The organism is Synechococcus sp. O70.1, assembly GCF_047462215.1.
In the GTDB taxonomy this organism is placed as follows: domain Bacteria; phylum Cyanobacteriota; class Cyanobacteriia; order Thermostichales; family Thermostichaceae; genus Thermostichus.
Window position 1 is genome coordinate 1 of record NZ_JANSIT010000007.1, and the last position, 15,204, is coordinate 15,204.

General features: G+C 56.4%; 12 protein-coding genes. 3 read left to right on the plus strand and 9 right to left on the minus strand.

What is annotated here, in order from left to right:
• Window positions 1-90: 90 nt before the first annotated feature.
• Both tsaE and lgt read right to left on the minus strand, forming a co-directional pair.
• Window positions 91-714, minus strand: a complete 624-nt coding sequence (gene tsaE, locus NW833_RS05715; RefSeq protein WP_414411837.1) for a tRNA (adenosine(37)-N6)-threonylcarbamoyltransferase complex ATPase subunit type 1 TsaE — start codon at window positions 712-714, stop codon at window positions 91-93.
• The gene (lgt, locus tag NW833_RS05720; RefSeq protein ID WP_414411838.1) at window positions 689-1,543 is read right to left on the minus strand and encodes a prolipoprotein diacylglyceryl transferase; all 855 of its coding nucleotides are present in this window, start codon (window positions 1,541-1,543) and stop codon (window positions 689-691) included. The genes tsaE and lgt overlap by 26 nt, the downstream gene beginning before the upstream one ends.
• Before the next feature lie 166 nt (window positions 1,544-1,709).
• Between lgt and recA the strand changes: the two genes are divergently transcribed.
• Window positions 1,710-2,843 carry a recombinase RecA gene (gene recA, locus NW833_RS05725; protein WP_414411839.1) on the plus strand — a complete coding sequence of 378 codons (1,134 nt, stop codon included), beginning with the start codon at window positions 1,710-1,712 and terminating at the stop codon, window positions 2,841-2,843.
• Here recA and NW833_RS05730 read toward each other — a convergent pair.
• Both NW833_RS05730 and NW833_RS05735 read right to left on the minus strand, forming a co-directional pair.
• Window positions 2,840-3,649: a TrmH family RNA methyltransferase gene (locus NW833_RS05730; protein ID WP_414411840.1), complete on the minus strand. Its 810-nt coding sequence runs from the start codon at window positions 3,647-3,649 to the stop codon at window positions 2,840-2,842. The two genes, recA and NW833_RS05730, sit on opposite strands and share 4 nt — an antisense overlap.
• A 9-nt stretch (window positions 3,650-3,658) precedes the next feature.
• Complete coding sequence (locus tag NW833_RS05735; RefSeq protein ID WP_414411841.1) at window positions 3,659-5,005, minus strand: 16S rRNA (cytosine(967)-C(5))-methyltransferase; 1,347 nt, start codon at window positions 5,003-5,005, stop codon at window positions 3,659-3,661.
• Window positions 5,006-5,068: 63 nt separating this feature from the next.
• Between NW833_RS05735 and hisA the strand changes: the two genes are divergently transcribed.
• Window positions 5,069-5,854: a 1-(5-phosphoribosyl)-5-[(5-phosphoribosylamino)methylideneamino]imidazole-4-carboxamide isomerase gene (gene hisA, locus NW833_RS05740; protein ID WP_414396631.1), complete on the plus strand. Its 786-nt coding sequence runs from the start codon at window positions 5,069-5,071 to the stop codon at window positions 5,852-5,854.
• 117 nt (window positions 5,855-5,971) lie between these two features.
• On the plus strand, window positions 5,972-7,165 hold the full coding sequence (locus NW833_RS05745; protein WP_414411842.1) for a M20 metallopeptidase family protein: 1,194 nt from the start codon (window positions 5,972-5,974) through the stop codon (window positions 7,163-7,165).
• A 371-nt stretch (window positions 7,166-7,536) separates the two neighbouring features.
• Here NW833_RS05745 and NW833_RS05750 read toward each other — a convergent pair whose 3' ends face one another.
• Genes NW833_RS05750 through NW833_RS05770 form a run of 5 tightly spaced genes read right to left on the minus strand, consistent with a single transcriptional unit; the run spans window position 7,537 to window position 15,203 of the window.
• Window positions 7,537-8,109, minus strand: coding sequence for a hypothetical protein (locus NW833_RS05750; protein WP_414411843.1), 573 nt, complete (start codon window positions 8,107-8,109; stop codon window positions 7,537-7,539).
• A 16-nt stretch (window positions 8,110-8,125) separates the two neighbouring features.
• Window positions 8,126-9,838 carry a helicase HerA domain-containing protein gene (locus NW833_RS05755; RefSeq protein WP_414396639.1) on the minus strand — a complete coding sequence of 571 codons (1,713 nt, stop codon included), beginning with the start codon at window positions 9,836-9,838 and terminating at the stop codon, window positions 8,126-8,128.
• The gene (locus NW833_RS05760; RefSeq protein WP_414405786.1) at window positions 9,835-10,431 is read right to left on the minus strand and encodes a hypothetical protein; all 597 of its coding nucleotides are present in this window, start codon (window positions 10,429-10,431) and stop codon (window positions 9,835-9,837) included. The genes NW833_RS05755 and NW833_RS05760 overlap by 4 nt, the downstream gene beginning before the upstream one ends.
• A complete protein-coding gene (locus tag NW833_RS05765) occupies window positions 10,431-11,624 on the minus strand; it encodes a DNA double-strand break repair nuclease NurA (RefSeq protein ID WP_414411844.1) in 1,194 nt (397 codons plus the stop codon). Before NW833_RS05765 ends, NW833_RS05760 begins: the two co-directional genes overlap by 1 nt.
• An 18-nt stretch (window positions 11,625-11,642) precedes the next feature.
• Entirely contained in the window at window positions 11,643-15,203 is a 3,561-nt protein-coding gene (locus NW833_RS05770) for an AAA family ATPase (RefSeq protein WP_414411845.1), read from the minus strand.
• Between the last annotated feature and the right edge of the window lies 1 nt (window position 15,204).

Sequence of the window (15,204 nt, forward strand, 5' to 3'; positions counted from 1 at the left end):
TGGTGGCCTTGTCAGCGCTTCACTAGCTACCCTATCCCACACTCACCCCCACCGTCAAGACCCATAAGGGGTTTTTGCTGGTAACTGCCTTTACCCTTTGGTGCCTCGCTGAGGAAGCTGGGAAAGTACTTGCTGCCAAAGCTGGGCAGTCCTGAGTCCCCTGCCCTTGGCGTGTAGCAGGCGGGATCCCTCTGCCTGCAGATGGGGCTCTAGCTGCAGCCAGAGATAGGTTGGAGGCAGGTAGGGGAGGTACTGAGGCCACTCAATGGCAGTGATCCCAACTTGGCCCCAAAGCTCTTCCAGCCCCAGATCTTCTAGAGCCAAAGGCTCTGCCTCGCTGGCATGGGCACCAGAGGTAGGCCCTAGGCGATAGAGGTCGCAGTGGAAGAGAGGGATCCGTCCCGTGCGGTATTCCTGCACCAGCACGAAGCTGGGGCTGTCGATGGGCTCAGGGATCCCCAGTCCCTGCCCTAGCCCCTGCACGAAGGTGGTTTTGCCGCTGCCTAGGCCGCCTGCGAGAAGAATGACCAAGCCGGGGGTAGAGTCGATCCCAACCGCTTGGGGGAGGGCAAACTGCTGCCCTGGAGCAGTGAGAAGGCAGGCGGCGGTCTGCCCCAGGAGAGCTGCTAGGGATTGGGTGGCAGCAGCAGACGGCAGTACCAAAGGAGAGGCTTGTTGCCAAAGCCCTTCATCGGTGATCGCCAGATCCGCCATTTGAGATCTCCTTTTCGAGGGGCTGAGTGGGGATCGCTCTCCCCTCCTCTTGCCTAGAAGCGCGTTTTTGAGCTGTCCCTATCAAAGCCAAGCCGACCGCGATGAGGACTAGGCTGACTGCCTGAGCTACCCGCAGGGATCCCAGCATAAGACTGTCGGTGCGCAGGCCCTCGATCCAAAAACGACCAAGGCTGTACCCCACCAGGTAAAAGCCCAAGAGAGTACCGGGAGGAAGCCGGCGCCGGTAGCTCAAAAAGAGCAGGATCCCGAAGAGGCTGAAGTTCCAGAGGGATTCGTACAAAAAGGTGGGGTGGACTCGGGAGCCGTCAGGAAGCTGCAGTTGCACCCACAGACGACTATCTGGAGGCAACACCTCTCCATAGGCCTCGTTGTTGAAGAAGTTGCCCCAGCGTCCAATCCCCTGGCCAAGGCTGAGAGAAGGAACGATGCAGTCGGCCAGCAGCCAAAAGTTTAGCCGCTGTTGGCGGGCAAACAGGTAGAGGGCTATACTGCCGCCGAGCAAAGCGCCGTGGATGGCCATGCCTCCCTGCCAGAGGGCCAAAACCTTCCACCAAGGGCCATGGCGGTAGCGCTCCCACTCAAAGGCCACATAGTACAGGCGGGCAAGAGGCAGGGATCCCACCACCAGCCACGGCAGCAGGTTGGGCATGACATCCGGGGAAAGGCCACGCCGCTCTGCCAGGTGGCGAGCTAGAAAAAGGCCCAGAACAGTGGATAGGCCAATCAGCAGGCCATACCAGCGCAGACTAAAGGGCCCCCAACTGAACACCAGTGGGCCGGGGGATTGTAAGACCAAAGTCGTGAACACAGGAGCCTTCCTGAGTGGATCCTTTAGCCCACTCTACCCATCTCCCGCCCCCCCGCTCCAGCCGCAAGCTGAGGGAGAGAACAGGGATCCGCCTAGGCCAAGGGAACGGCAATGCTAGAATGCAGGCTCGACTTCTCACCGCCACGAGTGGGGGAGGGTGCGGGTTATGGCCCAAGGCAAAGCTGCTGCCGTAAACAATGGGGACGACTTGGAGAGGCTAAAGGCAGAGAAACGCAAGGCGCTGGAGCAGGTCCTGGGCCAGATCGAGCGGAATTTTGGTAAGGGGGCAATCATGCGCCTGGGGGATGCTGCCCAGATACGGGTGGAGACCATCCCCAGTGGTGCTCTTACTCTTGATTTGGCTTTGGGCGGCGGCTACCCCAAGGGGCGCATCATTGAAATCTTTGGGCCGGAGTCGTCGGGGAAAACCTCGCTGGCCCTGCACGCCATTGCCGAGGTGCAAAAACAAGGGGGAACGGCTGCTTTTGTCGATGCGGAGCATGCCTTGGATCCAGCCTACGCGGCAGCCTTGGGGGTGGATATCGAGAATCTGCTGATTTCCCAGCCGGACACGGGAGAGGTTGCCCTAGAAATTGTCGATCAGCTGGTGCGCTCTGCGGCTGTGGATATTGTCGTGGTGGATTCAGTGGCGGCGCTGGTCCCTCGGGCCGAGCTGGAGGGAGAGATGGGAGATGCCCAGCTAGGGCTGCAGGCCCGCCTGATGAGCCAAGCCCTGCGCAAGATTGCGGGCAGCGTTAGCAAGACAGGCTCGATCGTTCTCTTCCTCAATCAGTTGCGCTCCAAAATTGGTGGCGTCGGCTACGGTCCCCAGGAAACCACCACGGGCGGCAATGCCCTCAAGTTCTATGCCTCAGTACGGCTAGATATTCGCCGCGTGCAAACTCTGAAAAAAGGTGCAGAAGAATACGGGATCCGAGCGCGGGTTAAGGTGGTGAAGAACAAGGTCGCTCCCCCGTTTCGGCGGGCGGAATTTGACATCATTTTTGGCCAAGGGATCTCCAACGTCGGCTGCATTATTGACCTAGCCGAGGAGATGGGCATTCTTAAGCGGCGCGGCTCTTGGTATAGCTACAAGGAAGAAAACATTGCCCAAGGGCGAGACAATTTGGTTCTTTTCCTAAAGAACAACGCGCAGCTACTGGCGGAGGTAGAAGCAGCTGTGCGCGAAAAACTTTCGGCAGGAGTGCCGGTTTCTACTAGCTATCCAGCGGGAGTAAGAGAAGGAGAGCAGGAAGAGGAAGCAGCCTTTGCAGAGGAGGAGCTCTGGGAGAGCAGCTAAGCAGTTCCTCCCTGGGAGCGCCGCTGGCGCAGAGCCTCGTAGAGCAGCAGTCCTCCCGCCATGGCCACGTTGAGGGAGTCGACGCCCTCGGCCATAGGGATCCGCACTTGGGCATTGGCCTGCTGGATGGTTGCTTCCCTTAAGCCCGACCCTTCGTTGCCCAGGAGAAAGAGGGTGGGGCAGGTGAGGTCTTGATCCCAGTAACAGGTGGCGCTGGGGGAGAGGGTAGCAGCCAAGACTTGGATGCCATGGCGACGACAGGCCTGGATCCAGCTAGCCAAGTCGGGCAAAACCCGCGGCGGGCAGCGAAACCACTGGCCGGCAGAAGCCCGCAGGACTTTGGGGTTTTCGGGATCAACGCTGTCTGTGCTTAGCCAGAGGCCATCGGCTCCTGCGGCAGCTACGGCGCGAATCAGAGCTCCCAAATTGCCTGGATCTTGCAGGGTTTCTACCACAAGGCCCAGGCGTACCCCCGACAAGGGAGGAGAGGGGATCGGCTGGCTGACAGCCACTGCCACAACTCCCTCCGGAGACTCGGTTGTCGAGAGCGCCGCCATCACCTCCAAGCTGACGGCCTGCCGCCGCAGATCCTTGGGTAGGCTGGCCAGCAACTGAGGGTGACGCTCAGCCCACTCGGGCGTGTAGCAGAGAGCTTGGAGGGGCCAGCCAACTCGCAGGGCTTCCTCGATGAGGTGGGATCCCTCTACCAAGAAGGCGCCCTGTTCCTGCCGGCCCTTGCTGCGGTGCAACTGCCGCAACTTGCGAATCCAGGGGTTTTTGGGGCTGGTGAGCAGCTCAGAAGCCATAGAGAGGATCTAATCGCAGCGGCGCAGCCGTTGGATAAAAAACCCATCCCGATCTTGCCGGTGAGGCCAGATGAGCAAGGGATCCCCTTCTGGCGCCCAATAGGGATGGGTCTTGAGGAAAGACTGGATGACTCCCTCGTTTTCAGCAGGGTGCAGCGTGCAGGTGGCATACACCAACAGCCCTCCCGGCTTCAGCCAACGGCCTGCCACTTGCAGAAGCTGAGCTTGCAACTGGGCCAACTCGGCAATCCGCTCGGGGGTTTGTCGCCAGCGAGCGTCAGCACGGCGGTGCAGGGTGCCTAGACCAGAGCAAGGGGCATCCAGCAGCACGCGATCGGCGCTTTGCCACGGGGGCAAGGGGGCAGGGGGTTGGGCAGCGGCGCTCAGGGCCAACAGGTCGATGGCCAGGGGACGGATCGAGCTCAAGCCCAAGCGCTGCACATTTTCCTCCAGGCGGCGCAGGCGGTGGGGGTGGCGATCCAAAGCCCAAATCTCGCCGCGATCCTGCATCCGCTCGGCTATGTGCGTGGTCTTGCCCCCCGGAGCGGCACAGCAGTCAATGACCCGTTCCCCCGGCTGAGGATCCAGGCAGTGCACTACCTGCTGAGCACTGGCGTCCTGAACGCTCCACCAGCCCTCGGCAAAGCCAGGTAGGGCTCGAATATCGCCGGCAGAATGTCCTAGCCGCAGAGCGCCTGGCACGTCGGGGAGAGGGGTAGCCTGGATCCCCACGGCTGCAAAGGCTTGGCTAACCTTGTCGATCCCTGCCCGCAGGGGGTTAACCCGCAGATCCAGATGGGGCGGCTGGTTAAACCAAGCGCACAAGGCTTCGGTTTCAGCCGGCCCTAGGCGCTCCCACCACAGACGCACCAGCCAGTCGGGAAAGCTGTGCCGGATCCCCAAGGCTTGAATGGGATCAGCAGGCAGCCTTTCCTGCAGGGGCTGGAGGGGATCCCTTTCCGGCTGCGCTAGCACCTGGCGCTGGTAGGCGCGCAAGATGGCGTTCACCACCCCTGCTAGCGATCCCAGACCCACTTGGCGGGTCAGTTCCACACTGGTGTGGATGGCGGCCCTGGGCGGGATGTGATCCAAAAAGGCCAGTTGGTAAAGGCCAAGGTGGAGAATGAGCCGCAAGTCGGGGGGCTGCTTGGAAGCAGGGTGGCGGGCGAAGCAGTCAATCAGGGCATCGAGGGTGCGGCGACGGCGGGTAACACCGTACACCAGCTCGCTGACCAGGTGGCAGTCGGCAGGGCTCAGGTGGCTGCGGGCCAACAGCTGCTCTAGCACGACGTCAGCGTAGGCGTTGTGTCGCTCAATCTTCTGCAAGGCCAACAGGGCCAGTTGACGCGCGTTCATGCTCGCCCCGCCAGGCTTTTTGTTCCTGGGCGATACTGGAGAAGCTCCCTAAGGGATCTCATCATGCCTTACAGCAGCGCCTTTCTAGAGGTCATCCCCGCCATTGACCTCCTCCAGGGCCGCGCTGTGCGCCTCTACCAGGGGGATTACGCCCAAGCCGAGCAAGTGGCTGCTGACCCCATCCACCAGGCCGAGGTGTGGGCGGCCCAGGGTGCTCCTCGCCTGCACGTGGTAGATCTGGACGGGGCCAAAAGTGGGGACCAGATCAACCTCCCCACGATCGAGCGCATTGTCCGCCGGGTAGCCATCCCGGTCCAAGTAGGAGGCGGGATCCGATCCCTGGAGCGGGCGCGGCAGTTGCTGGATCTGGGAGTGGATCGGGTAATTGTCGGCACTGTGGCTGTAGAGGATCCCAAGACCCTAGAGGCGATGACCCAGGCCCTACCTGGTCGGATTTGGGTGGGGATCGACGCCCGCCAAGGGCAAGTGGCCACCCGCGGCTGGCTGAGTACTACGCCTCTACAGGCCACTGAACTGGTGCAGCGAGTGGAAGCTCAGGGAGCTGCTGGGATCATCTACACCGACATCAGCCGAGATGGCACCCTAGCTGGGCCCAACCTGGAGCAGTTGCGCCAGATCCTGGCTGTTTCCCGCCTGCCTGTCATCGCTTCTGGGGGGATCGGCTCGCTCACCGACTTGCTTGCCCTACTCGGCTTGCCCGGCTTGGCGGGAGCCATTTTGGGCAAAGCCCTTTACTCGGGGGCCATCTCCCTGCCAGAGGCGTTGCGCGCGGTGGGGCCGGGCCGCTGGCAGGATCTGCCTCCGGAAACCAACTTCCTATGGGCTTAGGTATCGAGCAAAGCCCCTCCTGGCCTAGCTTTGCCATACTGGGTAAACCGATAGGCAGCTGCCTGCAGCTCCGAGAGAACCTTGCCCTGACGCTGTCCATCCTAGTTCCCACCGGTTATGTCCTTTCCCGCCCTGCGCCCTGCCGTTCAAGCCCTCCAGCCGGAACTGGTGGCCTGGCGGCGCCACCTGCACAAATACCCAGAGCTGGGCTTTCAGGAAAAGCAAACTGCCGCCTACCTCAGCTGGCGCCTAAGAAGTTGGGGGATCCCGCACCAAACCGGCATTGCTGGCACTGGCATTGTAGCCACCATTACAGGAGAAGAGCCAGGGCCGGTCTTAGCACTGCGGGCCGACATGGACGCCCTGCCCATCCACGAAGCTAATGAGGTGGAGTACCGTTCCACTGTCCCCAACGTCATGCACGCCTGTGGCCATGACGGCCATATGGCTATCGCCCTAGGCACGGCTAAGCTGCTACAGCAGCACCGCCACCGCCTCAGAGGTACTGTCAAGGTCATCTTTCAGCCCGCCGAGGAGGGCCCCGGTGGCGCCAAGCCAATGGTAGAAGCGGGGGTGCTGAAGAACCCGGATGTAGAAGCCCTCCTAGCTCTCCATCTGTGGAATAACCGTCCGCTGGGCACCATTGGCGTCAAAAGCGGCCCCTTGATGGCCTTTGCCGATCGCTTTCACATCAAGGTCATTGGGCGAGGTGGCCATGCTGCCCTTCCCCAGCAGACGGTGGATGCCATTGTGGTGGGAGCCCACATCGTGAGCGCTTTGCAAACCATCGTCTCCCGCAATGTGGATCCGCTGCAGCCAGCCGTGGTAACAGTAGGCCGGTTCCGCGCTGGCGACACTTTCAATGTCATTGCCCCTAGGGCTGAGATTTGGGGCACTGTGCGCAGCTTTCAACTAGAGGTGCGGGAGCTAATTGCAAAGCGCATAGAAGAAATCGTGGCCGGCATTTGCCAGGCTCACGGAGCCACCTACAAGTTTCAGTACGAGCGGGGCTATCCAGCAGTTGAAAACGATCCCAGGCTAACAGCCCTCGTGGAACAAGCTGCCCGGCAGGTATTCGGCCCAGAGGCCGCCATCCTCCCCGAGATGACCATGGGGGGTGAGGACGTCTCGTTTTTCTTCAACGAGGTTCCTGGCTGCTACTTCTTCCTGGGATCTGCCAACCCTGCCAAGGGGCTGGACTATCCTCACCACCACCCCCGCTTTGATTTTGATGAGGCTGCCCTCAGCCTCGGCGTGGAGCTGTTTCTGCGCTGCATTGAAAACTACACTGGAAAGCGCATTCTGGAGTAAGTAGCAGCGAGACAGCTTGTAACATGGAGTCCGCTAGGGTTCTCCTCTAGTCCTTGATTCACCGGACAATTGGCCACTTTGTGGCATAACCAACCTTCTGCCTTGACGTAGATGGGCTGAGCTAGTAGTCTTGCAAGTACATCTTTTCTGGTAGGCATTTTGCCTAGGCTAAAGTTGGCTCCGTCTTTAGCCGGTGGGCCTTATGGGGGCAAGGAGCAACTACCTGCAGCTTGCGGGGAAGTCACGCCTGTGGAGATCCCTCTGGCGGGGTGGTAGGGGTGGACTCTGCCACTAGCCATGGGTCGCTGAAGCAGGAAGAAAGCCTCAACCCCGAGCGAAAGTCTGCTTTTGCCCGGGGTTGTATAAGTCTTTCAGAGCGGCCTCAGCAAGTCGGCCCCTCCCCTCCCCGGCAGTAGCAAGGGTTTCATGGGATCTGGAGTGGGAAGGGCAGGGGCAGCCTTCAAGTCGGGAGGAATGTACAGAGGCTTGGGATCGGGATCCCCGCCAAAGGCCAGCACAAGGGCCCGCAGCAGGGCTTGACGTTGCTGGCGGCTCAAAGATTGCACAACGGCTTTGTCCCGAGTGTAGGGGTTGACTGTAAGACGGTTAGCCCCAGGGTACTGTTGGGCAACCATTAGCTCGTTGGCATCGCAATAGTCAGCTAGTGTCAGTTGCCAATCAAAGCGATCAGTGGGGGAACGCCCAGCCACCTGCAGGTGATAGAGCATCATCCGGCGCACCAAGGTATCTTCTTCAGGCCGGGGGCCGCTGTCATTGGGGTTAATGGGAGTGTAGGTGTTTTCCAGCGGCAGATCCGGCAGGGCCTCATACACCCGCCGCGCCGCGTCAGGGATTAGCCGCAACTGGGCATAGGCAGGCCCCGCTTCTAGCAAAAAGGCAGCGGTGATGCCCAGCCACCCTTGCAAAAAAATTTGTTTCCTCATCCTGCTTGCCCCAAAACTAGTCGATGCTCAATCCATCCACCACTTGGGGTTGAGGACGCGGCTTGAGGGGGGCAGAGTGAGCGAGGCGCTCCTGTTGGCGGTGCTTTCGGAAGTAACCCTGCCAGTGGCTAAGGACATCGAGGGTGTCGCCTCCATGCCGAGTGTAGCGCTGCCGCACCTTGCACAAGACAGGGGTATTGACGCATACGCCAGAGACGATCACCTGCCCTCTACTTAAAGCGGGTAGTTCTTGGAGGAGATCCCGGCCAGCAGCCTCGACGCTATGGCGCAAGTTTTCCTGATCGGCAGGGTTGACAATTCGCATCAAAAACTGGCTCATGCACTGCGAAAGGATATCTGAATCTAGCTTACCGGGTCGTTGCGTGATCAGCCCTACCCCCAGCCCAAACTTGCGTCCTTCGCTAAGAATAGTGCGCAACACTTGTTTGCAGCGGGAGGGCTCATGCGCAGGAGCAAAGCGATGCGCTTCCTCTAGCAAAATGAAAACAGGATAAGGCAGGTAGTTCTCATCTCCTGGCTGAATTTTGCCCTTTTCGGTGTTGATGCGGGCATGGTTAGCCTGGCGCAAAATAGCAGCGGCGATAACTTGCTGTTCTTCTTGGCTGATTTCGTGCATCTGGAGAATGGTTACTTGACCCGGCTCAAATAAATCCCTAGGAGCCAGGTGCTCTACGTTACTAAAGTAAGGGGAGCGAGCAATTTGTTCCAGCTTCCACTCCAAAGCAGGGGCCGAGGATCCTTGGGATCCGTCTTCTCTGGAGTCTGCTTCGTTAACGGCCTCGATCAGATCCTGAATTGTCCAGTGCAGCGGGTCAAACTGAGTAACCTTGCGGAAGGCTTTCTCCAGAAAAGATTTCTGTCGCTCGGTGGTCTCTGGAAGCAGAGCAAGGATGTCAAAAAATTTGAGAGAAGACACCCGAATCTTAATTTCCTGAGGAGAAAGAACCTTGACCCTAGGTCTGTAGCCATCTTCCCCTACAAACTTGGGATGAGACTGCATTTCCGCTAGAGTGTGGTATTCTCCATGCGGGTCAAAAATCAGGACAGCAGCGCGGTTTTTAGGCAACATTAGCTCTTCCACCAAAACTGCTGCTGTGTAGGATTTGCCGGAGCCAGTTCCCGCCAAAATGGCTAGATGAGTGCTGACCATTTCTTTGACATCCAGGACCACAGGAACTGCTCCTTCCTCGCGCAGCAGCAGGCTGCCCAAATGGGCCCCCCCAACTGCTGTTTCCTCCCGCTTGTTCAAGACGGATTTCAAAAGCTGATTGGAAGCCAAAAAGACCTTAGCGCCCGGCTCCGGGGAGCGGCGGGGGTTAATAAAGCCCATAGCCCGATCGAAATAGCCGATGACTTCGACGGTTACAGCGTAGATCTCCGGGTTGGGATGGGTAAAGCCAACTAGGGCCACAATGGTGCTGGGATCGATCTCCGTGTCGGCAAAGATGCGGTCGGGGATGTGATCCAAAAGCTGAACCTGTCTAATTTTACCCAAGATCTTTAGAGGTTGGGACTGAGAATCTCGCACCTCGTAATAGACAAAATCGCCCACCTTTACCGCTTGGGTATTGGAGGTAATAAACACATATTGGTTGGAGGTCTCGCCAGGGCCTTTGACGGTGCCGATCACCTCCGGAGTATCCTCCGCCGGGAAAGAGGGGCTTTCTCTAGGGCGGCCATTGGAAGTGTCCAGAGTTTTTTGGTTCATCGGCGTATAGCTCCTACGGTTATTTTCCAAGCCAGTTCCTTGCTTAAAATTTGCAGAGCTCGTCGCTGGGCGGGGTCAGAAAACATAGGTATGATATCGTTTAAGACTTGATAGACAAGGTGGTTGGCAAAATTACCACCGCTGCTTAAGAGCAGTCCATAGTACGAAAATTGGGTTTGGCCTTGAGGGTTGAGATGAAAGCGTAGAATTTCCTCCTGGCTCATGCGAAAGACAGGCGTGTTGACAGGCACCACTACGCGCGGGATCCCTTGCCAGCCACAACCCCTTTCTTCGTCCAAAGCTCCTATGAGGATTACCGAAAGTAATGTACGCACCTCATTTTGCAAATCAGGAGAGAAATAAGGATCCGGCTGGCTGGAAAGACGGGGCCCAGCGTTAGGAAACATGGGGTTTAAAATTTGACTGTTGTAAACTAAGCCCACAGCCCAGTGCCGTTGGTTGCTTTCCAGCTTGACAAAGCTGCCAAAGCCATAGTCTTCAGGGGAGGGAGGGTTTTTGACCTCTAGAGCATCATCCACCTGTACCACGTAGTCGCAGTGACTGTTGGAGCGAACCACCTTGCCCAGTCTCATCAGATCCGTCTCCGCTGCAGCTTGCTAAGGGTTTTCCGCGATAGCCGGAGGTTAAGCTTCTCGCGGCTGGCCCACTCCTGCATTAGGCGCAAGAAAAGGTTGCGATCTTCATTGCGGATAACGGCCACCTGATCTGCCGTCTCCAGTACATACGGGTAGCCTCGGCCAATAATTACCTCACAGCGTACCAAATCTACCAGCCAGTCCAACAGGCCTGCCTCGTAAACCCAAACGGGAATCTCTAGTCGAGCTGGAAAGTTCTCGCTAGTGGTGCGTAGGTAAACAAACCCCACTCGCCTTTGCATTTCCTGATAGCGGCTGAGGATCCCCTCTTGAGGATTGAGAACGCCACTGCAGGCACAGACAAAGAAAGGGGTTCGGTCTCCCCACTCTAACCAGGAGCTAAGGAGCTGCGCATCGTGTAGGTAGGGAGCTTCAGGAAGATCAAAGCAGTGCCTTAGCAGTGTTACCAAATCCGAGCTGTACGTAGTGTCAATGTAAGCTACAACAGGGATCCGGTTTTGCTCACTAGCTCGCAGTACCTGTAACAAGCACTCCACATAGAAGTCTTGACTCTTAGCATCAAGAGTTTCAGCAAAAGTGGCCACCAATACCCCATCCAAGAAGGCTAGTTTTTGGGATCCAGGTCGAGATTGCCAAATATATTCGGCAACTTTTTCTGTTTCCATCTGAAAGCGGCGCCTGTTGACGATACTCTCTTTGGGCTCGCCGCTACTTCCCGCTTCCAAATCTCTTGGCGTTAGCACATCGACCTGAATATCCTTTTGGTATAGGCCCTGGTCGCAGTGATAGTTCTCATACCAGCCAATCTGCACTAGGGCTACCGGTATTGACAAATCTTTGCTGGGGTAGATTTGGGATCCATCTACTGCAAAGGTAGGGATGTTTTTAATAACTGGTCTTGCCCATTCATAGCTTTCTTCATAGCTATTCCACTTTTGCTTAAAAGGGACTGTCCAGCTGGAGTAAAGATCCCATTCCTGAGTAGGCAAGGCACCTGGGAAAGCCAATCGAGCTACTCTTTCAGCAATCTTTGCGCTTGACCACTGGCATAATTTCTCCATCGCCTGGCGGTACCACTCTCGGCGCTCTGAAAGCCCTCGATCGAAAGTAGCAAAAGCCTCGCGCTTCTGCCGTAAAACAGCCAGCACCCGGTCAGCTCTAAAAACCATGACTGTCATTCCTCCTCATCATCCGGAGTGCCTTTCCACGCGAATGATGTTTTCCGTCACTTGCTCAAAGGTATTGTCATGGCTGATTACGAATAGCTGCTCAAAGGAACGCAAGTTGGTAATGGCTTCCGCTAGTCGCTGGCGGCGCTGGGCATCCATGTTGGCAGTAGGCTCGTCAAAAAAGGCAATGTCCAACTGTCCCAGTACCTTGAGCAAAGCTAAGCGAACAGCTAGAGCTGCTGACATTTGCTCTCCTCCAGAAAGGCTGGCAAAACGTCGTTTGGCCCCCCCTCTTTCTTGGATGCGAATCTCATAGTCGGGTTCCCAAGTAAGGCTGACATCAGAGCGGTTGAGAATTTCGCGAAAGAGGTGATCGGCAACAATGTTGATCTGTTGCAGGTAGTACTGGGCAATTTGAGGACCGGCTTTTTTGTAGGTATCTCGACTAAACTTAATGAAGCGGTGCAGCCGCTCTTTTTCAGCTCTTTCCACCTCAGCTTGCTTTAAGGCTTGCTTCACCTGTTCCAGTTGCTGCAGTCTCTCCTGGATTTTCTGCAACTGCGGGGAAAGGCTTTCCAGTCGAGCTTGGGCTTTGGCTTTTTGGATCTCGGTAGACTGCAAAAGGGATCGAAGATGTTGGTGCTCCTGCGGCTGGTAGAAGGAGGTTAGCGGATCCAGATCTGCCTGCAGTTGAGCTAGTTGAGTTTGCAACTCTTGCTGTTGGGCCTTGAGTTCGGCTAGTTTTTGTTCCCGCTCGGTTAGCAATTTGGCAATAGGCTCCGCCCGTAGGTAGCGTTCGTGATCTAAGCGGTATCTTTCGCGTTCTTCCTGTAGGGATCCCAGCTCCTGCTCCAGCTGTTCAGTTTGGGACAGGGCTTCTTCAAGAGGTTGGAGCACTGCCTCTAAGTCCTGGATTTGCTGAAGGTAGCCGGCTTGCAGGCCTAGGTACTGCTCCTCCAGCTTAAGCTCTGCCTTTAGCCACTCAGCTTGGCTTCTGGGATCCCCTAATTCTCTTAAAGTTTCAGCAGTTTTTGCAATTTGAGCTTGCAGGTAATCTTTGGAGCCCTCTATCTGTTCCCAACGGTCGATCTGGGCTTGCTTTTCTTGCTTAGCTTTCTGTATTTGGTCTAAGACTAGCTGAGCTGCTTGAAGTTCATCTTGGCGCTGGGGCAAGCTTTGGGCTAGAAGCTGCATGCGAATAAAAGTTTCGTAGCCGTCGCGGTGGCGCCTCTGTTCCTCCTGCAAAGCAATGATCTTTTCATCCAGATCCAAAAGAGGATTGAGGTCCTGTTCTAGAGTTTGAATCTGCTGCTGAAGCTGATGAACCTGATTCTCAATCCGCTGATACTCTTGCTCTACTTGTGGCTTGTGGCTGAGCTCCCTTTCTAGGCGCTGGAGCTGGCTTTTGGGATCTCCCAATGCCTGGAGAGCTTGTCCAATTTCCTGGTGTTGCCGGAGAAAGTTGTGCTCAGCCTCAAGGCTCCACTGAAGATCCTCAATTTTGCGTTGCCGTTCGTTTTGCAAGTGTGTCAATTGCTCAATTTGAGCCTCCAGCTCAGGGATCTGGGCAGTCAAGCCAATTAGGGGCTGCAGGGCCTTGAGCTGCCTCTGGATGTCAGCCAGTTGCTGGCGCAGTTGAGTCTCATCTGTTTGTGGGGCAAGATCCTGAAGGATTTGGTGGATTGACTGCAGCAAACGTTGGTTCAGAACCAAAGACTGATACAGGACTTCCGGGAGCTGCTGCCATAGGGCCTGAAACTGAGGGTAGTTGCGTTGGTAGACAGCTAGCTCTTGGATAAGCTCCTGGATGCGGCGATGGCACTCGGTAAGTTGGCAAGAGCTTTCCTCAAAAAGGTCTTTCAGCTCTTGTTGAAACTGCCGTGCTGCTGCGATGCGGCTTAGCTGAGTTTGCAGCCGTTCTCGTTGAGCCTCTAGGCTGGGTAGGCTGGCTAGTCGCTCCAGGTCGGCCTGTCGTTGTTGAAGCTGCTGCTGCAGGTGTTCCAGTTGGGTGCGGGCCTGCTCCCACTCTCTCTCTTGTTGTTTAAGTTCAAGGCGCAAGGTCTGAAAGTAGGCTAGCTTTTGGCTAATTTGGTTATAACGTTGTTCCAATTCAGCCTGCCTTTGGCAGAGAGCTTGCAAGGAAAGCCTATCGGCTTCCATTTTCTGCAAAAGCTGAAGCTGTTGCTGATATTCGGATCCGCGCAACTGTAGCTGGTGAAGATGCTGCCTCAGCGCTTCCCGCTGGGCCATTAGAGTTTGTCGGATCCCTCGTAGCTTTTCTTGCTCGACAATGAGGTTTTCCAGCTCTAGATAGCGCCTATAGGCTGGTTGATGCTGTTGACAAATGATCTGGGCTTGCTCCGCTTCTTGAACTCGGCTCTGTAGGAGTTGACACCATTCAGCTTGGGCTGACCACTTTCCTTGTAGTTGTTCCCATTCCTGGTATAGCTGTAGCAGGGTATTGAGCTGCTGAGTCCAGCGGTCTTGTTGGCGCTCCAGCTCTTCCTGGAGCTGAATTTTAGGTGCAAGATCTTCTAGCTCCTGTTTCCAGCGCTGTAGCTGGCTTAGTTTTTCCTGAAGTCTTGCCAGTTGATTTTCAACGTTCTGCTTTTGCAAGAGTAGGTTCTCTCGCTGCCTTAGCCACTCCAAGCGCTGCTGCTGTTGCTTTTCCAACTCCCGCAGCTGAGCCTCTATGGCTAGGAAGCGCTGGGCCCCTGCTCGAGATTGCTCTTGCTCTGCTCGAGCTTGCTTGGCTTCTGCCCATAGCTTTTCTGCTTGCTCAAGGGATAGATTTAGTAGCGATCTCTTTTGCTCCAGTTGAACGATTTGCTGTTCAAGTGTTTGGATTTGCTCAAGCAGCTTCTCCAGGTGTTCAAGCTTCTGCCTAGTTTCACTTAGGGTATGGGTGCAGTGATTGAGATGTGTTCGCCAGTAGTTTAACTCCCGCTCAATCTCTTGCTGTTCTGATTGGAGTAGATCCCAGTCTTGCAGTTGTTGATGAAGCAGCTCGATTCGGTGCTTAACAGCCTGAACCTGTGCCTCACTGTATTTTTCAACCGTCTGCAAGTCCTTAGCAACCTGCTGGTATTCTTCTACCTTCAAGATACGGTCGAAGACTTCTTTTCGTTCTTTGCTTGTTTTGAGAAAGTCTGCTGTAAATGTACCCTGGGGCACGCCGATAGTTGTAGCAAACAGCCGTGCTAAATCTGTACCCGCCGGCACTCCCAAGTGTTGCCTTAGCCAAGCCAGTACATCCGTCTTTCGCTCGCAGTCTAGGCGCTGCTTGAGCTGTGGGTCGAAGAGGCGATAGCCCTGGGCTACACTGCGGCGGACACTGTAGGTGCGCTGATCCCATTTCGAGACAAACTGTACAGTGGCCACCGCATCGTTGGCGCCTGTGCGAATCAGCTCCTCTTGGTTGTAGGGACAGTAGTCAAACAGAACCCAAGCAATGGCCTCCAGAATGCTGGTTTTTCCGGCTCCGTTTTCTCCACAGATAGCGTTGATACCGGGTTCAAATTCAAAGACAGCTTCCTCGTAGGCCTTAAAGTTCTGGAGAGCTACCGAGAGGATCCGCATG